This is a genomic window from Bacillus sp. MN7755, from assembly GCF_054771475.1.
The window spans coordinates 1-23,895 of record NZ_BTRL01000008.1 but is presented as its reverse complement, the minus strand read 5'-3'; the positions used below and the strand labels follow the sequence as shown (position 1 = coordinate 23,895).

General features: G+C 37.4%; 21 protein-coding genes. 3 read left to right on the top strand and 18 right to left on the bottom strand.

Annotated elements, in window-relative coordinates; translation table 11 throughout:
- Window positions 1–15 precede the first annotated feature (15 nt).
- The gene (locus tag ACYVEC_RS07050) at window positions 16–423 is read right to left on the bottom strand and encodes a hypothetical protein (protein WP_063222044.1); all 408 of its coding nucleotides are present in this window, start codon (window positions 421–423) and stop codon (window positions 16–18) included.
- A gap of 250 nt (window positions 424–673) precedes the next feature.
- Between ACYVEC_RS07050 and ACYVEC_RS07045 the strand changes: the two genes are divergently transcribed.
- Complete coding sequence (locus tag ACYVEC_RS07045; protein ID WP_239661450.1) at window positions 674–1,345, top strand: EcsC family protein; 672 nt, start codon at window positions 674–676, stop codon at window positions 1,343–1,345.
- 82 nt (window positions 1,346–1,427) lie between these two features.
- Here the strand turns inward: ACYVEC_RS07045 and dnaB are convergent, their stop codons facing one another.
- The 13 genes from dnaB to ACYVEC_RS06980 all read right to left on the bottom strand — a co-directional run bounded on the left by dnaB (window position 1,428) and on the right by ACYVEC_RS06980 (window position 16,508).
- The gene (gene dnaB / locus ACYVEC_RS07040) at window positions 1,428–2,717 is read right to left on the bottom strand and encodes a replicative DNA helicase (RefSeq protein ID WP_063222046.1); all 1,290 of its coding nucleotides are present in this window, start codon (window positions 2,715–2,717) and stop codon (window positions 1,428–1,430) included.
- Window positions 2,714–3,574, bottom strand: a complete 861-nt coding sequence (locus ACYVEC_RS07035; protein ID WP_460506013.1) for a DnaD domain-containing protein — start codon at window positions 3,572–3,574, stop codon at window positions 2,714–2,716. The genes dnaB and ACYVEC_RS07035 overlap by 4 nt, the downstream gene beginning before the upstream one ends.
- Before the next feature lie 197 nt (window positions 3,575–3,771).
- On the bottom strand, window positions 3,772–4,098 hold the full coding sequence (locus tag ACYVEC_RS07030) for a nucleoside triphosphate pyrophosphohydrolase (protein WP_063222048.1): 327 nt from the start codon (window positions 4,096–4,098) through the stop codon (window positions 3,772–3,774).
- A gap of 52 nt (window positions 4,099–4,150) precedes the next feature.
- Window positions 4,151–4,894 (bottom strand): MerR family transcriptional regulator, encoded by a 744-nt coding sequence (locus ACYVEC_RS07025; protein WP_431113225.1) that lies wholly within the window; start codon window positions 4,892–4,894, stop codon window positions 4,151–4,153.
- Between the two features lie 8 nt (window positions 4,895–4,902).
- Window positions 4,903–5,154 (bottom strand): hypothetical protein, encoded by a 252-nt coding sequence (locus ACYVEC_RS07020; protein WP_460506010.1) that lies wholly within the window; start codon window positions 5,152–5,154, stop codon window positions 4,903–4,905.
- 3 nt (window positions 5,155–5,157) lie between these two features.
- Window positions 5,158–5,496: a DUF4870 domain-containing protein gene (locus ACYVEC_RS07015; RefSeq protein ID WP_098555852.1), complete on the bottom strand. Its 339-nt coding sequence runs from the start codon at window positions 5,494–5,496 to the stop codon at window positions 5,158–5,160.
- Between the two features lie 257 nt (window positions 5,497–5,753).
- Window positions 5,754–6,743, bottom strand: a complete 990-nt coding sequence (locus ACYVEC_RS07010) for a PD-(D/E)XK nuclease family protein (RefSeq protein WP_098555834.1) — start codon at window positions 6,741–6,743, stop codon at window positions 5,754–5,756.
- Between the two features lie 26 nt (window positions 6,744–6,769).
- Window positions 6,770–9,205 (bottom strand): DUF2357 domain-containing protein, encoded by a 2,436-nt coding sequence (locus ACYVEC_RS07005; protein ID WP_460506398.1) that lies wholly within the window; start codon window positions 9,203–9,205, stop codon window positions 6,770–6,772.
- Window positions 9,180–11,714 (bottom strand): MrcB family domain-containing protein, encoded by a 2,535-nt coding sequence (locus ACYVEC_RS07000; RefSeq protein ID WP_460506007.1) that lies wholly within the window; start codon window positions 11,712–11,714, stop codon window positions 9,180–9,182. Before ACYVEC_RS07000 ends, ACYVEC_RS07005 begins: the two co-directional genes overlap by 26 nt.
- A 422-nt stretch (window positions 11,715–12,136) precedes the next feature.
- Window positions 12,137–13,027, bottom strand: a complete 891-nt coding sequence (locus ACYVEC_RS06995; RefSeq protein ID WP_063222050.1) for a hypothetical protein — start codon at window positions 13,025–13,027, stop codon at window positions 12,137–12,139.
- Window positions 13,028–13,253: 226 nt separating this feature from the next.
- Window positions 13,254–14,225, bottom strand: a complete 972-nt coding sequence (locus ACYVEC_RS06990) for a tripartite tricarboxylate transporter substrate binding protein (RefSeq protein WP_460506395.1) — start codon at window positions 14,223–14,225, stop codon at window positions 13,254–13,256.
- Entirely contained in the window at window positions 14,222–14,899 is a 678-nt protein-coding gene (locus ACYVEC_RS06985) for a response regulator (RefSeq protein ID WP_063222052.1), read from the bottom strand. Before ACYVEC_RS06985 ends, ACYVEC_RS06990 begins: the two co-directional genes overlap by 4 nt.
- Before the next feature lie 19 nt (window positions 14,900–14,918).
- A complete protein-coding gene (locus ACYVEC_RS06980; protein WP_063222053.1) occupies window positions 14,919–16,508 on the bottom strand; it encodes an ATP-binding protein in 1,590 nt (529 codons plus the stop codon).
- A 225-nt stretch (window positions 16,509–16,733) separates the two neighbouring features.
- On the opposite strand from ACYVEC_RS06980, the gene ACYVEC_RS06975 reads away from it, so the two are divergent.
- On the top strand, window positions 16,734–18,056 hold the full coding sequence (locus tag ACYVEC_RS06975) for an MFS transporter (RefSeq protein WP_061667769.1): 1,323 nt from the start codon (window positions 16,734–16,736) through the stop codon (window positions 18,054–18,056).
- A gap of 497 nt (window positions 18,057–18,553) precedes the next feature.
- Here the strand turns inward: ACYVEC_RS06975 and ACYVEC_RS06970 are convergent, their stop codons facing one another.
- The 3 genes from ACYVEC_RS06970 to ACYVEC_RS06960 form a co-directional block, all read right to left on the bottom strand.
- On the bottom strand, window positions 18,554–19,921 hold the full coding sequence (locus ACYVEC_RS06970; protein WP_098555826.1) for a short-chain fatty acid transporter: 1,368 nt from the start codon (window positions 19,919–19,921) through the stop codon (window positions 18,554–18,556).
- Window positions 19,922–20,246: 325 nt separating this feature from the next.
- Window positions 20,247–21,224, bottom strand: a complete 978-nt coding sequence (locus ACYVEC_RS06965; RefSeq protein WP_063222054.1) for an ornithine cyclodeaminase family protein — start codon at window positions 21,222–21,224, stop codon at window positions 20,247–20,249.
- A 19-nt stretch (window positions 21,225–21,243) separates the two neighbouring features.
- Entirely contained in the window at window positions 21,244–22,248 is a 1,005-nt protein-coding gene (locus ACYVEC_RS06960) for a proline racemase family protein (RefSeq protein WP_063222055.1), read from the bottom strand.
- Between the two features lie 137 nt (window positions 22,249–22,385).
- On the opposite strand from ACYVEC_RS06960, the gene ACYVEC_RS06955 reads away from it, so the two are divergent.
- Window positions 22,386–22,628 carry a YflJ family protein gene (locus ACYVEC_RS06955; RefSeq protein ID WP_153039357.1) on the top strand — a complete coding sequence of 81 codons (243 nt, stop codon included), beginning with the start codon at window positions 22,386–22,388 and terminating at the stop codon, window positions 22,626–22,628.
- A 162-nt stretch (window positions 22,629–22,790) separates the two neighbouring features.
- Here the strand turns inward: ACYVEC_RS06955 and ACYVEC_RS06950 are convergent, their stop codons facing one another.
- The gene (locus tag ACYVEC_RS06950) at window positions 22,791–23,744 is read right to left on the bottom strand and encodes a TRM11 family SAM-dependent methyltransferase (protein WP_063222056.1); all 954 of its coding nucleotides are present in this window, start codon (window positions 23,742–23,744) and stop codon (window positions 22,791–22,793) included.
- Window positions 23,745–23,895 lie beyond the last annotated feature (151 nt).

The following is a 23,895-nucleotide window of genomic DNA, read 5'->3' as shown; positions in this document are numbered from 1 at the left end:
TATCCTACCCTTCCTTTATTTCATTCCCATTTGCGCTTTGCTCGTAGCAAGTTTTTGTCCGTCTTTTTCAGTAAAAGTAACGTTAAAATTCGCTCCAAGATCACCATTAATATTTTTCGTCCAGCTAACAATAATCATTTTAATATCCCCAGCTTGAGACTCCACTTTACTATCTGGCTCTCCAAACTTTGCGACGAGATCTTCGTATTTATCCCCACCCGCACCAGTTAAAGAATCACCTATCTTAATAGCTTCTACGTCAGCTGCTGAGATTTTTTTCTTACTTTCTTTATTCTCTTTCTTCGCTTCTTGCTTCGGCTCTTCTTTTTTCTCATTAGAAGCTTTCTTAGTAGAATCATCACATGCAACTAAACTTAACGCTACAGCACTACCTAAAACCAACGCCCCTAGCCTTTTTAACATTTCAATTACCCCCTATTAAGTATAATGTAAGATTACCAAGCCCATCTTAGCAAAGAATCCGTCCAAAATTTGTCATATCATGTCAGAGCGCATAAAAAAGAGCAATGATGGACATTGCTCCTCTGTTAATGGGATAAACGCTTCTCCCACTCTTTCACCTTTTCAATTGTTACATCTAATTTTGGATCCACTTCTTCAACACTTTATTAGGATATTCTATTATAATTAGATTGAAATAAAAATATGGATGGTGACAAGTTTGAGTAAGAATAATTTGACCGTTGAAACTATAAACAAAACTTTAGAATGGGGCTACGAAAAAGCTTTACACGGTTTACCTGGTACTGATAATATTTTTGAGCTAGCTGAAAGCTATCTTTCTAAAAATTCTACTGTTGATGAAGCAATTGATTCATTGATACGATGGCAAAATACAAAAGCTGCTACTTCCGGATTCTTAACCGGATTAGGTGGATTAATCACATTACCTGTAGCTATTCCAGCTAATCTTGCTTCTGTTATATATGTTCAAATAAGAATGATTGGTACAATCGCTTATATGAGAGGCTATGATTTAAAAAATGATAAGGTAAAAACTTTTGTATTTGCATGCCTTGCCGGTCAAGCAACTTTTGATATTTTTAAAAGTGTAGGAATAAAAATTGGAGAAAAGTTGACAGAGCAAGCAATAAAAAAAATTTCTGGTGAAGTTATAAAAAGAATTAATCAAGCAGTAGGTTTTAGGCTTGTCACTAAATTTGGTGAGAAAGGCATTGTAAACCTTGGAAAGACCATTCCTTTAATCGGCGGTATAATAGGCGCAACTGTAGATGGAATAGGGACCAATTCTATTGGAGAGATTTCTAAAAAGGTATTTAACGAAAATCCTGTGGGAGATTTAGCTGCTTGTCAAATTAACTAGTTTTCCGTTTTAAAATTAATTTCACACACAATAAAACGAATAAATAAGACGTTATCTTATTTATTCGTTTTATACATTCCGACTAATTCCCCTTCTCCACAAACCTCCCATATTCCTTCATAAACCTCAGATTAAAACTACCAACAGGCCCATTCCGATGCTTCGCCACATGAATCTCCGTCATCTCTTTCTGCTTCGTTTCCTTATCATAATATTCCTCGCGATACATAAGCATAATGACATCCGCATCCTGCTCAATTTGTCCTGTCTCTCTTAGGTCAGATAAAAGAGGTCGCTTATCTTGACGCGACTCTACAGAACGAGACAATTGCGATAACGCTACTATACAAACATTTAATTCACGCGCTAATAACTTAAGCTTACGAGAAATCTCACTAATCTCTTGAAATCGATTGCCCTTATGCTTTGGGTCGCCCGTAATAAGCTGCAAGTAATCTACAATAATTAAAATCTTTTTATCACCATGCTTCCTCTTTAACTTACGAGTTTGCATCCAAATATCTTGCACCGTAACACCTGCATGATCGTAAATCTCAAATGGCAACTCACCAATCTCCGCAAACGCCTTACTTATCTTCTCCCAATCTTCCATCGCAAAACGGTGCTTCGGATTTTTCAGTCTACCTCCTGACACTTCACCTACACAAGACGCCATCCTTTTTAACAATTGCTTACTACTCATTTCTAACGAAAACAATCCAACTGCTACTCCAGACTTCGCCGCATGCAGTCCAACATTTAGCGCAAACGCAGTCTTCCCCATAGAAGGACGCGCACCTAGAACAACAAAATCACCTTCCTGTAATCCGCACGTCATTTTATTTAGCGATGTATAACCAGTCTCAATACCAGTAATCTCTTTCGCATCTTGATGAAGCTCTTCATATAAATCAACTAGCGCATCCTTCAAATCAAACTCACATACACAGTCCTTCTCCTCTAACTCACAAAGTGCCGTTATCGTCTCACCAATAATTTTCTCATTCTTCTCCGCAATAAGACGCTCTCCCATCTTGTGCCCGAGAACACCCGCCTGATACATTTTCCAGGCACCTCGAACAAGCCCCTCATAATAAGAGAAGTTGCTAGTAGTAGGCACACCATCCATTAATCCTATAAAATACTCCATTCCCCCGATCCCCTTCAAAAAATTCGGGTCCACTCTAGAAGTGAAAGTTACAAGATCAATCGCTTGCCCCTCTCCTTCCATTTTTCGCATTAACTGAAATATAGACTTATGCACCGGCATCGAAAAATACTGCTCCGTCAAACGGCACTCCTTAATAAGCTCTCCATCAAGCAATAGAGAACCTAACACCGCCTTTTCCGCCTCCACATTTTGAATACTCATGGACGCCACCCGCGCTCCGCTAAAAAGCGCTGCAACTCTTCCTCAGACGGCGCATTTTTCTCCCACTCCTCACACCTCGCCAAAAACTCCTCCGTCTCCCCCGTACTAACAGACGATTCCTTCTTCCTAAAGCTCGCCGTATCAGCCTCAACCTCACACACTTTCGTGAAACCTTTCCCCTGCCAACCTCTCAAAATCCCCTTCACATAAGCAACCGTACGCTTATTATTTTCAAACGCAATTTGAAGAGCCTTCAGCACAAGCTCCTCTGACAAATCTTCCATCCACGCACTCAGTTCCTCTACAGTATGAGGAGACAAACTACCGAAATGCTGCTCATAAAAAGAAAACACGCGACTTCCCGTTTCTTCCTCTACAACCTCTTCTTCCGCCGGCTCCTCACAAACTGGCTCAACATCATCCACAGCCAAATCACTCGGCATACCAAAATGCGCTAAAAGCATCGGAACATTCAGCTCCTCCTCTACGCACTTCTGAAGAAACATATGTACAAACTCCTTATTCTTCACACCCTTAAGCTCACGAAACACACACTTCTCCACATTCGTATTCGTCACAGGATTATAACGAAGCCAATTCAAAACGAATAACTCCCGAGTATCCGCATCATAAAGAATCTTCCCATAATCAACAAAGCGCTGCACAAGCTTATCAACAGTCTCCCGATTATAACCCGTCTCCATCTCAGCTAACCGCTTCGGAAAAGGAAAAATCCCACACTGCGTCGTCTTCGAACAAGTTAACAAATACACATAAAAATACCGCTCCTCCGGCGTCAAATCCAAAACAAAATCATCCTGCCAAAAATTCACCTGCACATTACGATACACCGCCATCCTAATTCCTCCCGTCTCCGTTCAAAAATGAAAATTTCCTCTTTGTACTATATATAGGAAGGAGGGCTGGGTTTTTGGCGTGTTATTTTAAAAATTTTTTGACCACTACTACGGTGTTTGTTGTTGTTTTTGTTTTTGTTATGTTTTTTCTTAGTGATTTATTACTTGGTAGGGGCTTGGAAGGGGCTTATGAGGGGCTAGTTATCGGTTACTTCGATTAGAAATACACGATCTGAAAAGCCACCTCTTTCTTCTGCTTTCTTTTTTCGGATGTTGTTGATTTCTTCTAGTGTTGTGCCTTCGTGTTCGGCTAGGGCGTTGATTAGTTCTAGTAGGTCGGATAGTTCTTCTAGTTTATGCGGTTTTGTTTTTGCTTCGATGTATTCTGTTAGTTCTTGTTGTGTTTTCTTGCATAGTTCCTCTATGTATTCATCTTCGTTTAGGATTCTAGTTGTGGGTGTTTTGCCGTTAGATTTTATTATTTGCGGGATTTTGTCTCGGATTAGTTTGTTGTAGGTTGGCATGGGACTTTCCCTCCGTTTATTTTTCTTCTATTATAATGGAAAAGCAGCTTAACTAGGTGTTAAACTGCTGCATTGCTTCTTTTATATAGTTTTCTTCTTCGGTTGTGAAGATCGTTGGGAATTCAGATAGCGAGAGGTTTGATTTTTGTATTATATCCTCTATATCACTTTGAGGTGTATCAAGATAGTTCGTTACTTCTTCTATTAAATTGAAAAATTCCTTCAAAGTAACTTGAACGTCATGATGACTCGGATCCTTCTCTTCTTCCTTATACTTTTTCAACTTCCCTATCACATCCATAAAACGCTGATCAAACTCTTCTTTTAATTCCTTATTATTATAAAAAGCTTGAACACTATCCTTCGAAAAATGTTCCTCTAACCATTCTTTATTTTCTTTCTCCCATATGAAAGTTTGCAAAAACGAAGAAAACAAAGCAACATCCACTCGTTCTTCCTTTTGAAACTTTTTCGTCATCTCATCCATATGCGAAAGCACCTTAACAATTCTTTCTTGCTCTGCCAAAAGCAATCCTCTTTGAAAATGCATTTGTCTTAAAAAATCTTCCGCCTCAATATCACGCTGCAATATAATATTTTGAATCTCCCCAAGCGAAAAACCGAGATGCTTAAACGATTGAATTTGCTGCAGCACATACAAATCATCTTTCGTATATAGCCGATGCCTACCCTCAGTATAATCGCTCGGCTTTAATAAATTAATCTTGTCATAGTAACGAAGCGTCCGCACCGTAACATCCCCAACACTTGCAAACTCACTAATCATCCACGCCATATCATCACCTACTCCACTAACTTCTCTTTCACATACTGAAACATATGAGAAAAACTCATCTCATTCTGCCTACAATATTGAAACAAACCTACAGCAAGTAACAAAAAAGGAATATTCCTTCTATAACGATTTTCATACTCACTAATACCATCATAAAAGTATTCATACTTTCTTTTTCGTAAAATAATATAAATCGCAATAAACAACACGGCAATCATAATAACAATTCGCTTTCCCCTTATCTCCACTTCTTGTTTCATCGCCTATTCTCCTTCCACAGCGTACTTATCTTCTTTAAATAACGGAATTCGAATGAAATAACGATATGGCTCGTCGCGTATTACTTTCCACGCAACAATGATTACTTGAACGACCTCAAAGGCAAACACAATCCAAAACAAAACATCACTAATACGCGAACTAATATTAAATAGAAGAAAGATTAACAAATGAAAGTTGAACGCCTTTCGGCAATGATATTTGTACACCTCATTTTTACGTGCCAGTGTGATGTACATGAGGAATGGTGAAAAGATTCCTATTGTGGCTGAGATTAGTAGCATGATGATGGTGTTTCTTTTTTCTTTTGTAATGGTTTTCATGAGTGGTTCGCTCCCCCTTTGTTTTGTCTTCTTTAGGTTAGGGGGTGACGTTGGAGGAGGTGCAAGGGGAATATATAGGGAAAATTTATTGATACCGATATAGATAAAATCAGATCTTTACCTTGACAGGGTGGAGGTCATCATTTAAGATTCACATCCATGTTATTTATAAATAAAAAGAAGAGCATATACCCTATATACTCTTCTTCCCATAGTTAACAATACACTTTATCCAATATATTTAATAATTGCATCTACTATTGAACATCCACCATTTTTAACAATTTCTCCACTTCACCTAAAACTCCCATCGTTCCAGGAATATCAATTCTTCCTTTTCCATCTCCCACTCTATAATCCCTCACCACAGCAACCGTCATATATCGCCCATTACCAAATCTAGGTTTCTCCACATTGAAAGAAGAATTATGACTTCGTTCGATTAGCGCTTTACTCCACTTATCCCTAAGTTCTTTTCTTCTATCCTTATCAGCAACATGTATTTTAAAACATAAACGTCCTTCTTCTAACTGCAAATACTGCTTACAATTATTATCTTCTTGTTCATTCCACCATAAGGCATAGAATCCACCATTCGGATTAGCTACATATCCATATTGACCTTTGATCCCACGTTGCTTTAACTCCTCATAAAATCCTTCCCAAGCTTCACCTTTCCACACGCTTAACGGAAGTGTCTTATATGAATCATATTTTTGCTCTATTTCTCTTAAATAAAAATAGTAATCTAAAAACATTTGATTTTGCACGCCTCTGTCTATATTCTCTTGTAAAAATTTAAGCATTTGTTTTCTTGTAAACAACATATACTTTGCATCAATCACTGCTGAATAATCACTTTGATTACCTATTTTATAATAGATAGGCAACAGATCATTTTCTTCATATTTTTTTAATTTCATTACATCTTCATAATAACGTTTTAGTTGATTAGAATGCTCTTTTGTATATGTTTTATCTTCAATTAAAATAGCCTGATTACCATTAACTTCAATAAGTATATCTAAACCTTTAAATTGTGTCGTAATCTTAATTTCTTTAATAGAAGCTGGAAAGTTCTTTTTATGTAAGTCATATATTCTTCTAATAAAATCTATACCAGCTTCATGTAAGCATTCATCGGTTTCTTTATAGATTGGGTTCGCCCACTCTGTTAACCAACAAATAAAAGCATCTTGCGACAATTCACTTGTTCCATATGAAAATAAATTCGGTCTCTTATCCATTATTTAATCCCCTTTGTATCTAAGTGCTATCCCCTAACATTTAGTACTTCTAAAACCTCCCTAAACAACACCGATCCTCTCCCAACAACCAACTCCAAAGGAACTTCCTTAACTCCCCCAACCATAACAACCCCACTCTCATAATCAACCCAAATCTGAACATCCTCCACATAATAACTCTTAACAGAAGAAGCCTCATCTAAATTACGATGATCCAGCTCAACCTTAACTTGCTTCGTAAAACGACGCAGCGTTTTCCAAAGAATTCGTTCTTCTTTTGATTTCATGAAGAGTTCTGGGAGTTCTTGTACTTCTTTTAATAATGACATAGTTGTTATGGTGTATGTTTGAATGCCATATCCTACTGGGCGGATGAGGTGGTCTAGTTTTTTCCATGGCTCTAGTTCGAAATGTACATAATCATCGTTTTGTTGCATTTGAATTTGTTTGATTTTGGCTACGTATTGGATACCGCCTTTTTCTCCGTGCCATTTTTTCGGTGCATATAATGCTATGTACTTTGCTTCTTGCCATCCTGGTTTTAGCTGTGTGACTGGTAACTGGTATAAGCCTTCTTTTCTATATGCTTCATAGTCGGCTTCAGTTTTCACGCTGCCTACTAATACTTTTTCTTCTAGCGAGGAGTGCCATTCTTCTTTTGTGCCTCTTGGAAGGATGCCTTCTCTTATAATTTCTTCTGGGCTTTTTTCAATGAGATGATCTAGAAATTGTTCGACTAGTCTTGTTGCGTTTGGTAAAAACGGGAAGCCACCGATATTTACTTTTTCTATACTTTTATAAAACGGGTGGTTCTCATACGCTTCCTCTTGATTCCATGGGAATAATACGTACGCTCCGTAAGCTGTCCGCTCAAAAGGTCCTTCTTGTTCCACTACTAATGCATCTCTGTAGCGGTGCATTGTGTTAATGTCTTCTTCCATTGGGCCAGGGGTGCCATACTTCCTTTTATAATGAGATCTTTCAGCAAAATCAATTCGGTATTTTGCATCAAAAATGTATTGATATTGATAGTTCTTTCCCTTTTTCTCAATAGCGAGCATCGTATCTGGTTTTTGTGTAACTGTTGGTAGTCTGCCATTTCTTTTCTGGAAATAAAGCTCTATTACTTCATCAGTAACTGGATGCTTAAACGCTCTTTTTGCAGTTTTACTTTCATTAAGCGTTACGTATAAACCGTCTTGCTTCACTTGAATAACATCTTGATGGAGCGGTATATATTTCTTTGATAGAATTTGTCCAAGTTTTAAATATGTCCAGTATTCATATAATCTAGCAACATCTTTTATCGACATTTTAAAAATTTGTCCTCGTAATGTTAAACCGCGCGATAGCATTAAGAAGATTTGATACGCATCTCGATAGCCTGCTGCCATTTGGATAACGAGTGAAAAGACTGAGCGATCTAATTTTCCGATTCCTCTCCAAAATGGATCGTTCAATTCATTTTTCATTCGATACTTCATATTTTTTACATGCTCTAGCAAATCTTCATCAGTTACACCACGTGTATATCTAGACTTTGGCTCTAGCGCCTTAAGTAAATCATCTATTTTATGTACGACTCTTTGAATCATCCATTTAACAAATCGATTTTCCAGCGTATCATAAGAAACTTCCTTATAAGCTGTAATCCCTTTAGTCGGTATACTTTTTTCTCCTTGGAGCAAGTGTGGTCTCTTTCGCAAATAGTTCATTCCGACAGAATCCAGTTTACGAATTTTTTCTCCTCTTACAAGTTGATGTCTAGTCATAAGTGTATGATGCGGTTGTCTTTTTATATAAGAGATTGACTTCATAAATCGCTCAAAGGAATCATTTAAAATACGATAAAATTCACTCTTTGATGGATTTGTAGCGTAAATTGCAGATGCTCCTAAGTAAGTTCTCTTTAGTAAATGAAACGCTAAATTATAAATTTCATCATTTACTTCATCTAATAAGGCTCTGTAATCATCCTTATAATCAAGTTTTGCCGGGAAAACTTCAAATGTAGCAGTTAATAAAGTATCTTGCTCGTTTTTAATTTCAAACGTTGTATTTCCTACCTCATTTGGAAACCAAAGATTCCCCATTAACACATGAAGTGACCCCATTTGAATAGAACTAACTTGCTTTCGAAAACCCGGATGTTCATGATAAAAGGAAAGCTGTTGGTTCTTTTTCGGAACAACAACAAGCTGATAACTTCTATTTTCAAAAAAGATTGGCGGGTGTTCGTTCCATTCATCTAGCCTCTGCAATCTCGCATCAAATACAGAAACGGATTCCGTCTTCCCATCTACATGAAAATACATCATTTCATCTGCGTTCATAGCTTGATATTCTTTTAAACTCTCATATTTTTCATGATAAGGATTTCCCTTAATCGTCAATGATAGCTCCTCTGTTTCAATCTTAACTAACTCTATTTCATTATTAGATCCAGAAAGAGGTGAAACCATCATACTCGAACCTCCTTAACATATGAGACAGCTTGTTAGCTGAACGAGGATACTTAGCATATGAGGCGTCATTATTGCCACTATCATATTCTTCATTTGCACATAATACATACAACTGTTTTAATACCTCTTCTGTTCTACCATCGCTCCCTGCAAGACGCGGTAAAATCTTTTGATATATTTGATAATCAAGTGCTTCATCGAATGACAGTAACTTTCCTTGTTCGTTGTATGCCATATAGAAACAAATTTCATCTCGTATACGGTATCCAACTTGAGCTCCAACTGATTCAAGTATTTTATTTATTGCTATTAAAATGTTCGATATATTTCTCACAAGATCTTCGTTTTCTTTAAAACATTCCTTCAGATGAAGATACTCAGTTTCTAGAGAGCGATTTGAAGCAATTTCAGCTTCTTTCTCTTCTACATCCATTAAGAAATTAAAATAATCTAAGTTAACAGTATTAAACTCAATCGTATTCGCACGATCTAATACTTTTTTACTTAGTGGATGTGTCGTTTCATCCATATTTACAGTTCCGATAATATATACATTTGATGGAATCGTAATATGCTTATTCGTAATTGATTCTGGAAGCACTGGTGACGTAACAATTTTCCCATCTTTCCATTTACGGCTTTCAATCACACTTAAAAAATCACTAAAGTAGTATTCCACTCGAGCTAAATTCATCTCGTCTAACACTACAAAATACGGCCTATTTGGATTTGCATCTGCATTTTCAAGAACTTTAATTAACGGTCTTTCTTGAAACTCTCCTTGAAGATTCACATAACCAAGTAAATCAGAGCTATCACTCCAATCAGGTCGAACTGGAATAAGCGTAAATTGTCCATTCTCTTCCGTAGCCCCTAAACTCTCCGCAAACCACTGAACAATTTTCGTTTTCCCTGTACCTGAAATACCCGATAAAATCACAAATGGCTTCGTCTTTAATGAAAGAAAAAAGTTAATAAGATCTTTTTTCTCATAAAAGAAACCTTTACTTTGAATATAAGAAGACACGTGGTCGATAATTGATTGCTGATCTAAATACACTTCTTTCCTCTCATAAATCGCTTCATACTTAATGCCTTTCTCTTTATAGTTAATAAATCCCTCATAATAGCGAAGCATTTCTTCTAGATCCTCTACTAACTCTGTTTCACTTGGCATTTTCTTAGCATCGTACGCAATATAAGCCGCTGTTGAATTCGCATATCCCTTTGCTTTCGTGCTTGTACCTAGGAAGATTTCATCATCTTTTTTCACCTTTTGGGACATATGTATTTGCTTACGAATCTCTTCTTTAATTTTTTGCATCTCTTCTTTAGTCGTTTCTGTTACACCTTGTCCAATGGTCAAATACAATCGTTGCATATCTTCACTAAATAAATAAACGATATAATACCCTCTCTGTGTCGATGTTGTAATATCTCTATGCATTAGCGCAATCCACGGAACTGTTGCCCAATTCCCTTTCCCAACTGACCCTATCACACTGTACTGCTTCTCATTTATAAATGGTAAACGAATGATCTCTGTTGCTATATCATTTCGGACTGTTAATCCTAATTTATGTCCTGCAAATTTTTCTGTTTTTGCATCCAAATATTCTTTCATTATCTTTAAAAAGACTTCACGTAAACTACTACTCATATTACCGCCCTTTTCTTCACTCTTTTTTATGTATTGTTCGGCTGGAATCCATTCAGCATTAATTAGTCCTACTTGCTCAAGCCAATCTAGTAAATTATTCGTACGCCGCTTCGCTACTGATTCGACCATCAAATTATCCCCTAATGAATTTTGGACAATCGTCATTCCAAAATCAACTAGAGCTTCTTTCTTTTCATCCTTTGAATGCTTCTCTAACAATCCAAGAACGAATAAAACATGACGGAAATATTCTTGTTTTAAAACTAGCTGTGCCATGTAGTTTTTCTTATCTTCCGATTGAACATATTCACTTAATAGCAGCTGATTCATTTCATGAGATTCATTCAAAAATCCCAACAATCTTAAATCTTGGCGCGCATTAGATTTCACTCTATATAAATTTTCATCCGTTTGTTCACATAACGTACTTGGATTATATGTACCATTCATTATCTCTTCTAAAAAGAGCATGACTTTATCGTATTTTTCGCTTGGTAGATTATCGGTTTTGAATTCTTTAAATGTAATAGCTCCTGCTCCGATTACATTCACAAATGGAAGCTGTGAAAAGAAAGCTACCAAGAAAGTATTACATTCACTCGCTTGTCCAAAATCTTCACTCTTTACTGTACGCATAGCGATAAATTTTCTCCAAGCATCCTTAAGAATTTCAAAACTCACTTTAAAATAAGGTGGTGCTTCCTCATCATATTGCTCACGTGAAAATTTAGCTTCAACGTATAATCCTTCATCATCTTTATTTATAACCAGATAAGTTTTATCACCATTTATATCTTCAACCTGCTTCGTTAATTTAGCCAATTCAATTATGAGTTGCTCTAACATTGTCATCCCCACCGTTACAATTAATTACAGTTACTACTATTTTACCAAACTATGTATAAAAGAAAAATTATACTCAGCTTCAAATAAGTATGAACTTTTATTTCATAGTGGAATCTATTTCAAAAATAAACATAAAGGATCTTTTTATCACGAAAAAATACCCTTCCTATAACAACGATATTTTTGTCCATAATCCATCAATAAAAAAAGAAGGTTAAGCTTTATTACTTAACCCTCTTTTTTCTTAATTTTAAACAATTCATATGTGATTACCAACGTCTATAATACATATGAAATGCCCTGTTACTTGTTTCTAAAAACCATACGACATAGTATATCTGTACTTTTTCGCACCATAATTAGCCAAACAGAAAATCCTATTTATTATTATAAAACTTTTTTACTTTTAACAGAGTTGCTCATTATATGTCTTTTGGCTCTACATCTAAATCATAGCATCTAATGTGGATAAATATTTTATCTTCCGTTACTTCCACTTTAATGACTTGACCCATTACACCGATTTCTTCTGTACGATTTTTTCCGCTTTTAATATGCCAAGTTATCTTTTTTAAACGTGTTTCTAATTCTTGGACCCTATTAAAGTGAATTCTCAACTCTATTGGCCCATAGTCATATGGTTTATCTTGCACATTAATATAACCGTGATTTTCAAATGTATAGAACTGACTTTGATTCAATCGCCCCTTAACAAAAATTATAGGATTCAATTTACCGGTCTCAAAGTCTCTTTGTAATTCATCATATATACTAGGATAATAAAATTGTTTATTAAAGCATAATACCCTCGTTACATTCTTTCGGTGCTCATCCGAACGATCAAAAGAAGTATGATAAAGTAATTCTGCTGCACTATTCAGCGTAACTGTAGTTGATTTATTAGGGGCTTTTATTGTTGTGACAGGTCCAACTTTAACTGATTTCCCACCTATTGAATGTGATTTCTCACCTTTCATCCTTACCCCTTCATTTCTCTCTTCCTCATTCCCACAGAGAAAAGGTATTTTTAACTTAATTTTCAATTTTTCGCCTACTGTTCTAATCCTCTCAGATAAATCATCAATTGGTAGATAATTATCACAATTCATTTCATGTTCTGCATCCTTTGAAGGGAGCCTATAATAAGGATTTTTCCCACCTGCATGTACTACCTGTCTCATGCAATCCATGCAATGAAAAGTACCTTTATTTTTCATTTCCATTGTGACATCTTTACAGTTCACTTCTTTTAGATATTCTAAATTGTTATAACCTCTATAGTATGCAACTCTCATAGGTTTGCTTCTTCCCACGCAAGCACCTCCCGTTTCACTATTGTTTTGAATATTAATATTATAGCAAAATTACAAAAAATCCCACTATTAAGTTTCCCTCTAAAACTCCAAAAATTACCATCAAAAAATCCCTACAGTTGTTTTCTATATCCTCCTCAGGCTCTCTTAAAAGATCAATTACAATTACTATAATTTTGTTAAACTATGTATAAAAGAAAAATCATACGCCATACCGTATGATTTACTAATCCCCATTATCCCCCACTAACTTTCCATACTCCTGACTACTCTCCTCCAAAAACCCCCTACTCTCCCCACTCCCCTTATAAAAACTCTCCCAACCCCGCTTCCTCAAAATCCCCTTCCAACTATCACTCTCAACCATCCTCTTAATCACACCATCCCAATAAGCAACCTCTTCCTCCGTCATATCTTTTGGGCCCATAATTCCTTTCCAGTGTTGGAATATGACGTTGATTCCTTGTTCTTTCCACGTTGGGATTTCTGGTAGTCGGTCTAGGCGTTTTGGTGCGGATACGGCTAGTATTTTTATTTTGCCGGCTTTGTATTGTTTTTCGGCTTCGGATAGGGTCATGGTTGCGGCGCCGATTTGTTTGTTCGTTAGGGCGTTTATGATTTTTTCTTTGTTTTCGTAAACGAAGAATTGTAGTTCGGCAGGGTTTATGTCGAAGGCTTTGCTTACTTGTACGAAGGATAGGTGATCGTCGTTTCCTAGGCCGGGGGCAACGCCGATTTTGAAGTTTTTCTTGTCTTGTTTTAGTTGTTCCATTAGTTGTTTTGCGTTTTCTATGTTTGATTCTTTTGATACGACAACGACTTCCCAGTCCGATGCGAGAGTTGCGAGCGGCGTGAAGTCTTTATATGTTAGTTTACTATGGCCTAGTAAGTTGTTCGTTAAGAGTAAGCTTGAGTTAATCGCCAGTACGTGACCGCCTTTTTGTTTCGTATATTTCCATCCGACGTCACCGCTGCCACCTACTTTGTTTGTGACAGTGATTGGTTTGGTGAAGATTTTTTCTTCTGTTAGTGTTTTTTGCATCGCTCGCGCTGTTAAGTCCCATCCTGCTCCTTGAACGTTCGGCGCAACGATTTCTACTTTGTCGATATTCACTTTATTTGTATGAGATTTTTCCGATGAACAACCAGCTATTACTCCTGTCATGATCCATATACATAGTAATAATCGTTTTTTCATAGTCCTCGTCCTATTAGGTACTTTCGTTCTGGCCGTCCGATAATGCCGTATGTGTACTCTACTGTGCATTCGTTTGTCGCTACTAAGTATTCTAAATATCTTCTTGCGGTTGTTCTGGATGCCCCCATTTGTTCTCCCATTTCTTCTATTGTAATTCCCTCTTCGAACCCTTTTATAATTCCTTTCACTTTTTGCAGTGTTAACGGATCAACACCTGTCGGTAAGTTTTTTATGTCTTGTGTTTGTGAAGTGCCGAAGAAGTTATCGATTAGCGCTTGATTTACTTCATTGTTACTATGTAATAATTGCTTCTTTCTTTTATAGTCTTCAATGGTTCGAACAAATTTATCTAACGTGACCGGTTTTATAAGGTAGTTGCTTACACCATTTCGAATTGCTTTTTCTAACATATGGTTTTCATTTGCCGCAGTAACCATAATGACATCAACATTCGGAAAGTCAGCATGAATTTGTGGCAATAAGTCTGTTCCGATTCCATCTGGTAAATAGTTATCTAATAGGAGTAAATCGATTTCTTCTCTTTGTAGTAGTTCCATCGTTTCTTTTGCATTCAATGCTTTTCCAATCACTTTTACGTCCTTTATTTTTGATAAAAACTCTTCCTGAATTTGCGCGACGCGGAAATCATCTTCTGCAATTGCAACCTTCAACATATGCCCATCCCCCTGTTTGTCATGTACTTTCTCTCAATGTTTTCGGAAGGTAAATTGTAAAAATAGCTCCTCCGTTTTTCTCGTTTTGAACTTCAATTGTTCCTTCTAGTAGATCTACCATTTCTTTCACATTCGCTAGTCCGTAACCACGATTATTTCCTTTCGTTGAAAATCCTTTTTGAAAAATGGTACTTATTTTTTCTCCCGGTACTCCTATCCCGCTATCTATCACTTCAAACACAATGTCATGTCCAATATCCGTAACGAAGAAGGAAACACTCTTTTCCTCTCGTTCACTCACCGCATCAAACGCATTGTCTATTATGTTTCCAAGGATCGTAATAAGGTGCGAAACTTTTATATGGTCTGGTAATGGATAAAGCGCACTATCTCCTTCAATATGAAAATCGATTTTCTTCTCAGATGCTGTTCCGATTTTTCCTAATAAAATAGCTTGTACTTTCGCATCATGAATTTGATGGAATAAAATATGGTTTTGGCTTTGATGAATATTAGATTCTTGTTGGATAAATTCAATCGCTTCTTTGTAATGTCCTAACTGAAGTAATCCTGATAAGACAAACAGCTTATTTGTGAATTCATGTGTTTGAGCACGTAAGTCCTCAGAATACTTTCTTACCTCAGATATTGTATTCACTAAGTTTTTCAGTTCTGTTTTATCTCTAAAACTACATACAACGCCTACCGTATTATTATTTTCGAGTATCGGTGTCATGTTTAAAATAAATACTTTATCTTGAAACGCGATTTCTTGATCGTTTTCTAGCACTCTTTCCATATTAAAATCAGGTAAAACTTTTGAAATGTGCCGCTGCATATAATCACCATTTACATGAAGCATTTCCTCTGCTGATGTGTTCATCATCGTAATAAAACCATTTTGATCAATGGCGATAATCCCTTCTTTTATAGATAGTAGTATCGCGCTTCGTTCCCGGTATAGCGCTGCAATTTCATTCGGCTCTAAACCGAGTGTGTCTTTACGAATACTACGTGCTAAAAGAATACCACCAACAATGCCGGCTACTAATACAGCTAAAGAAAAGAGTATAATTTCTTTCGTTCTGCTCAATATGTTAGATTCAATTCCTTTTATTAAAAACTCTACTGTCACAACACCTACTACTTGATCGTAATCTCCGTTATGAACAATAATAGGTGCCTTCGCCATTAAAGACGGACCACTTGTACCATTTCCTTCAAGCGTATAATAGCCGCCAAAAGTGAGTGCTTCATAGTTATATGGATTGTTACTCTTTGTACCAATCAACTCAGAATTAGAATGGGAATACATAACTCCATAGCGATCTTCCACAATTACATAATCCGCACCAGCTTGCTCCCGAACTTGTTCCGCAATAGATTGAATGGTACTTTTATGCTCGTTATTTTGAAAAGCATCTTTTATAGCTGGCATAAAAGAAAGAGATTTAGCTGTTTGCAGTGCCAGCTGCTCCACTTGGCGCTTCGTATCAACGGACTGAATGTAAACAAATATTCCTGCTAATAGGAGAACGACAAATAAAATTAACGCGATAATTAAGCTTACTATTTTCGTTTGCAATGACACTTTGCGTGATTTCTTCATACTTCATATCCTTTGATAAAATATTCGAAACTATCAATCTCCTTTTTCTATTATTATGACAAAACTGAAAATGAAGCAACTATTAAAAATACCCATGCACATAAAGTACAAAAAGAATAAAATTGTCATAATATTGAGATTTAAATCCGTAGACAGTACAATTTAACTACAATGAACACGCTTTCATAATTATCATTTTATTTATAAGCAAGAGGAGGAATGATTATGGCTCAAGCAAAATCTAATCGAGTCGCCGGCAATATCTTCAAAGGTTCTGTCGGCAATTTAATTGAATGGTACGACTGGTACGTTTACTCTGCTTTCGCTGTTTACTTCTCAGCAGAGTTCTTTCCTAAAGGAGATCCAACGAGTCAGTTACTGAACACAGCAGCTATTTTCGCAGTTGGGTTTTTAATGCGCCCTATCGGAAGTTTATTAATGGGACGTTATGCAGATCGGCACGGACGCCGGGCAGCATTAACACTTTCCATTACAGTTATGGCCGGCGGTTCTTTAATTATCGCCTGTACACCTAGTTACGAAAGCATCGGGATTATGGCGCCTATTATTTTAGTTCTTGCTCGTTTACTGCAAGGATTATCACTCGGCGGAGAGTACGGAACTTCCGCAACATATTTATCTGAAATGGCTAGTAGTGGTCGCCGCGGTTTTTATTCAAGTTTCCAATATGTAACTCTCGTTGCTGGACAAATGGTTGCGTTAGGCGTTCAAATTGTTCTTCAGCAATTACTAAGCGAACCAGATATGAAAGCTTGGGGATGGCGTATTCCGTTCATTATTGGAGCGATGGGCGCAGTAGCTGTATTATGGCTTCGCCGCACGATGGATGAATCGGAGCAATTCGCAAACATAAAATCACAAAAACGCGAAAGCGCAGGAACCGTTCGCGCTCTTATGAAACATCCGAAAGCAGTATTAACAGTAGTCGGCCTAACACTAGGAGGCACTGTTGCCTTCTATACGTACACAACATATTTACAAAAATTCATGGTAAACACAGTCGGTCTTCCGAAAGAAGTTGTAAGCTGGATTAACTTTGTCGCACTACTTATTTTCGTTGTACTTCAACCAATTGCGGGGCTATTATCCGATAAAATCGGACGCCGCCCACTATTAATGGCATTCGGTATTCTCGGAACATTACTAACAGCGCCGATCTTCTTCTTCATGGAAAAAACGACAGAACCAATCGTAGCGTTCTTACTTATGATGGTCGGCCTTATTATCGTTACTGGTTACACTTCCATTAACGCAATTGTAAAAGCCGAACTCTTCCCAACTGAAATCCGCGCACTAGGCGTAGGTTTACCCTATGCCCTAACAGTTGCGATATTCGGTGGGACTGCAGAGTTCATCGCACTATGGCTAAAGAGTATCGGAATGGAATCGCTATTCTACTTCTACGTAGCTGGATGTATCGCAATCAGCTTTATTACGTATTGGCGTATGGATGAGTCATCGAAGACTTCGCAGATTGAGGCGGAGCTTGGTGGTGGGGATAAACTAGCTAATAATAAATCTAGCTAAAATTATAAAAGGGTATGTATTCTATGATTTTCATTTATCTGAACTAGATTTTAAATACTTTATCTGAAAAAGTGCCAAGATGGTATATGTGAGTTTGATTTTTTGGGGATTTCTACGGTTAAGCTAAAGATGGGCATAGGGTAGCATCAAGATTTTACGGATTTAAAACATTAAGGATCTATCAATAGGATTTACTCTATTGATAGATCCTTAACTGATTTTACTTCAAATAAGGCTTGCGAGTATCTCTTATGACTTCTCAAAAGATGGTTCTATTGCAAAGTTTCTTAACAGATAGAAAATGAGATGTTTACAGATGAATGTTATGCAACTTCAAGTGATTTTTGTAATTGCCGTTCCTACATGGAATAACATAGATATCCGGAAATTTGATACTGAAATCTAGGATATTCATAAATACTTCGTCTATACTTCTAAATCCATTTCACCTTCATTTTAATCGTATTACTTAATAGTGATGTGCATTCCTATTAAAACTAATATAGAAATAACATCAATACACTTGTAACAATTCCGACCCAAATGCAGAGAATGAAACAATAACCCATGATATCTTTAATTTTCAATCCCAGTACTCCTAAAAGAGGTAGTGCCCAGAATGGCTGAATCAAATTTGTCCATGCGTCCCCCCAGCCTACCGCCATAGCAATAGTAGCTGGATCTACACCTAACTTCAATCCTGCCGGGACCTGCAGTGGCCCTTGTAAAGCCCATTGTCCCCCGCCGGATGGTGCCAATAAGTTCACCAAACCCGCTGACCAATATGTAAATATATCAAATGTATCCTTTGACGCAATGGATGCCATCCATTCAATGATTGAGCTTCCCAATCCTGAACTACCTAAAACAGCGATAATCCCCGCATAAAATGGAAACTGTAGGATAATTGGAGATATGGATTGCGCAGCTTCTTTGAATCCTTTTGCAAAGTTGCCAAGAGAACCATGCAAGAGCAAACCAAGTGACAAGAAAAACAAATTAATGATATTTAAATCTAAACTATGACCGTTTATGAATTCATAAACACAATACAACGTGCCGATTACGCCTAATACTATTCCTAAAACCGGTGTCCATTCCAGTTTTTCCGCAGGAGTTAATTTTTTTTGAGGAGGTTTTACAAAAGAATTTGTATCTGTTTCGAGTGCTTTATACCTGATAATCCCACTTTTGGGAGCCATAAGTACAATAATAATTGGCATCGTGATGAATAGAGCGAAAAAAATAATTAGAGTAGAATAACTAAAGATTGTTTGTGAGGTAGGAATAATTCCAATCATATCTACAAGAAAATGATCCTTTGTGGCAATTATCAGGCCAATAGAACTAGAGAGACCTGCGCTATATAAGGCTGTCGGAGCATAAGCAGCTGCTACAAGTAATGGAAAATGTGCATTCGGATTCTTTTTCGCTACTTCCTTCGCAATGATCGCTCCCACAACTACAGCTAGTCCCCAATTGATATAGTATGCAATTGCACTAATCAAAAATGTCATCGTATAAGCCTTTTGAGGTGTATCGGCCAACTTTGCAACGGACTGCAAACCTCTATTGATAAACGGGACAGAAGCTAGCGTCATTCCTGTAACCATTAGCAATACCATTTGCATTGTAAACGTTAAATAAGTCCAAAATCCATCCCCCCAAGATTTTACGATCTTGTACGGATTTGAGGGATTCATCAACAAAGCTATAATGAAAGTAAATAAAGTAAGCAGCACAGCAATAACAAAGGCATCCGGGACATATTTCTGAGACCATCTCGAAAATACATTTGCACACCGTGTAAGCAATGATTCTTTCTTTCCTGGCTCTGTATTTGTCTCCAATAAGGAATGTTTCATAAATATTCTCCTTTCTAAATTTTAATAAGGGAACTATAAATATCATTCCACAAAAGAAAATAAAACCCTTTTGCACTTGTAAATTCTTCTCCTACTAGATTTAATGAAGTTTTTCATCTCTATCTGCTATTTCCACCTCTTAATCCGCTTCTATGTTTATACTAGAAAAATTCAATTTTTATACATTCTTCATACATCCCTCATGTACTCCTGTCCTCTATATCTTATGTTAATGATTACTTGTCACAATTCTTCCAAACAAGATCCATTAACACAGAAGAACCCAACCCCTACAAAAAAAGACCACCAAAAGGCAGCCCCTCAATCAAAACTCAATCCTATTCCCCACTCCCTGCTCCACCGCCTTCTCATACAAATACTTCGCAACAATAATATCCACCACTGCCAAACCAACCGATTTGAAAACAGTAATCTCTTCATCGTTTTCGCGGCCTGCTTTTTCTCCGCTTATGATTTGACCAAGTTCGGCGTGGATGTCGCTTGCTTTGAATAAACCTTCTTGTATCGGAACTTGAAGATCACCCGTTTCTTCTAATGCTGCTTCTTTTGATTCGACTACTACTTTTGTTGCACTTGCGATGGCGTGGGATGGTAGTTCTTGCATGCTTGGCCTGAATGAGCCGACGGCGTTTATATGTACGCCTTTTTGTAGTTTTTCTGAGAAGACTGGTGTGGATGCGTTCGTAGTTGTGACGATGATGTCTGCTTCGCTTATTGCTTCATTTGCATTGGTGTGAACGTGAGCAGGTGTATTAAATCTCTCTTGTATATATTGCGCAAATGCATATGCTTTTTCTTCTGTTCGATTGTATAAAATGACTTTTTCAATATCTCTAACCGCAAATACAGCTTCGGCAATTCCCTTTGCCTGTTCACCGGTCCCGATAATACATAAAGTTTTTGCGTTATGACGAGCTAAATGTTTTGTTGCTACTCCTGATAAGGCGCCTGTTCGAATCATTGTTAAATAGGATCCTTCTAAAAGTGCGAGCGGTTCTCCCGTTTGAAAGTCTGATAGCATTACAATCCCGTTTATCGTTTTCTTTCCTATCTTTTTGTTCTGCGGGACTACTGTTACTACTTTTAGACCAAGTGCTTCGAGTCCTTCCGCTACTGAAGGCATAATTAATGCCGTATTTTTCTCATTCGCAAATGGTAGTGAAGTACGTATTGGTGTATTCGTTCTTTCTGCAGAAAATTCTTGTAAAGCAAGCGCCGCGTATGCAATGACTTCATTCATATTTACTAAGTTTCTTTGTTCGTTCGCGCTTATGACTAGCATATCTTTCCACCTCCTCCTTCTATCCTAACAAAAACCCACGATTCAAATCATCTCTCGGATCTACAACGAACTGATGAAATCCTGTAATAAATGCATTCCCTGTTACTTTCGGAACGACAGCTTCGTATGTATCTACTGCTGTTACCGACAATACTTCCCCTTCGAATTTCCCGTCAGTAATGCATTCGTGGACGAAAATTTCTCCCTTTTGTAAAGCCTCTTTTTCAAAAAGGGTTGCGATTCTTGCGGAAGTTCCTGTGCCGCAAGGAGAACGGTCTACTTGTCCGTCAGCAAAAATCGTTACATTTCGTAAAGTTGCGTCTTCCCCCTTCGGTTCATCTGAGAAAATAACGCCGTATATTCCTTTTAAACCTTCTTCAAGCGGGTGCTTTACTTCCATTCGGCTCTCAATGTAGCGCTTAATTTTACCGCCCCACGTTTGAATGGCAGATAAGTCTTTGAAATCGACTTTCAAACCAAATTCTTTACTATCCACTACAGCATAAAAAGCTCCGCCAAATGCGATATCTACTTGAAATTCATAGTCATCTATTTTAATAGGAGCGTCTTTTTTGTATACAAATGAAGGAACATTTTCAAATGATACGGACTCTACTTCGCTACCATTAAATTTTGCGTACGCAACCACTTCCCCAGCAGGGCTATCAATAATGAACTTTTGTTTCTCACCTGTCACTTCAAACATACCCGTTTCAATTCCGACTGTAATAACAGCAATAATGCCATGCCCACACATCGTACTCCAGCCTTCATTGTGCATAAATAACACGCCAAAATCAGCGTGAGCACTTGCTGGCGGTGTAATAATACAACCGTACATGCCGTGATGCCCTCTCGGTTCATACATAAGAACCTCGCGAAGATGATCCAAATGTTCCATACAGTATGCGCGTCTTTCTAGCTGCGTTTCTCCCTTTATTTCTGGCACACCGCCTGTAATAATTCGAAGCGGTTCCCCAGCTACGTGCGCATCAATTGTCGTATACACTTTGCTAACCTTCATTTCTATCTCTCCCCTATATGTTGATACTATTTCCTTTGCAAATATCATGCCAACGCATAGGGTATAGATTTGTATACATTGTTAAAAAAAGCATACACTACTGTCTATTTTTTTATACACTTCCTGGAAGCTATTTTATGGAACACATTTCTACAACCAGGCTTATTATTTTCAATGGAAAGTTACTTCCATCCCCAACATATACTGTTCAAAAGCAAAAAGGAAGTGATCCAATGTACTACGGAACAAAAGGCTGGTACGTAGCTGAATTAAAAAAATTAGGTGTGCGCTATCATGAAGGACGAAAACTAGAAAGTTACCGCGGACACATCTTGCGCAATTTACTACTTGCACAACAAGAGAAATTAAAAGAACAGTAATATACTAATGTAACGATATCGGCGATTTTTTAAATTTATCGACGATTCGACATGGAATATCGATTTACCGACAAATTCCAACAAACAACACCCGCAAACTACCAACCAATCACACATCAATACAAAGCAAAAAAGGTCACCCAAACGAGTGACCTTCCTTTCTTATTCACAAACAAGAATTTGTCTAGAAAATGATCCTTTTCTTGTGATACAGCGATCTGTAATTTCGAATCCTGCTTCATGGATCATGTCGTCCATCGTTTCCATCGTGACAACGATTACCTTTTTAGCAATGCGACGCGCGCTTGAAAGAATCGAGAATTGGTCTTCTGGTGTTGCGTGAGTGAATAAATCATACGGCATATCGATAATTGCGACGTCGTAGTTCTCAGTAATTTCTTCAATTGGGCCTTTTGTTACTGTTCCTTCAAACCCGAAATGCGCGATGTTTTTTCTCGTTCCAAGAACCACAAGTGGATTTATGTCTCTGCCAACGATATTAATCCCCATAGAAAGTGCTTCTACTACTACTGTTCCAATGCCGCAGCACGGGTCAATTGCTCGTACTCCCTCTGGATTAGGCACCGCAATATTTGCAACTGATCTCGCAACACGTGTACTAAGAGAAGTCGAATAGCTATGCGGTTTTTTTATGTGATGATACCAAACTGGTTCACTTTCTACATAGTGTCCGAAGTACCAGCGTCCTCCAAGAGGAACAATTCCGAATACACGCTCTGGATTACGGACGTCTGCTTCTCCTTCAATATGCATGCCAAGGTCTCGTTCAATGAGACGTCTTTCCCCATATTCAATTTTATTTTCTCCAACCAGGTCATTGATTTTAACGAAGATAACTTTAAACGACGCCCCCGCCAAATCAATTTGTTCCACTTGTTTTAGAATACTTTCTAAGTCGTCTCCTTCATACATAACCTCAACACGCTCTTTAATAAACGCACTTCTACTCGGATCAATTTTGACATTACTTTTCAGAATATTAACGTGAGACTCCATTCCAAAGAACGAGCGCATTTCCAAGTAACATAAAGCACGCTCCTCCTCGCGAAATGCATACGTATATATACATGCAGGTGTTTTACTATGATTATTCAATCTATGATCATCCTCTATCGTTTAAAATTGTTATGATTACAATTGCTACAATACTTTTTCGTATAAAATTAAATGATATCACATGCTGGAAATAAAGAGAAACGTTAATAAATAAAAGAGACTGCCTGTTTGATATGATCCCCTTATAGTA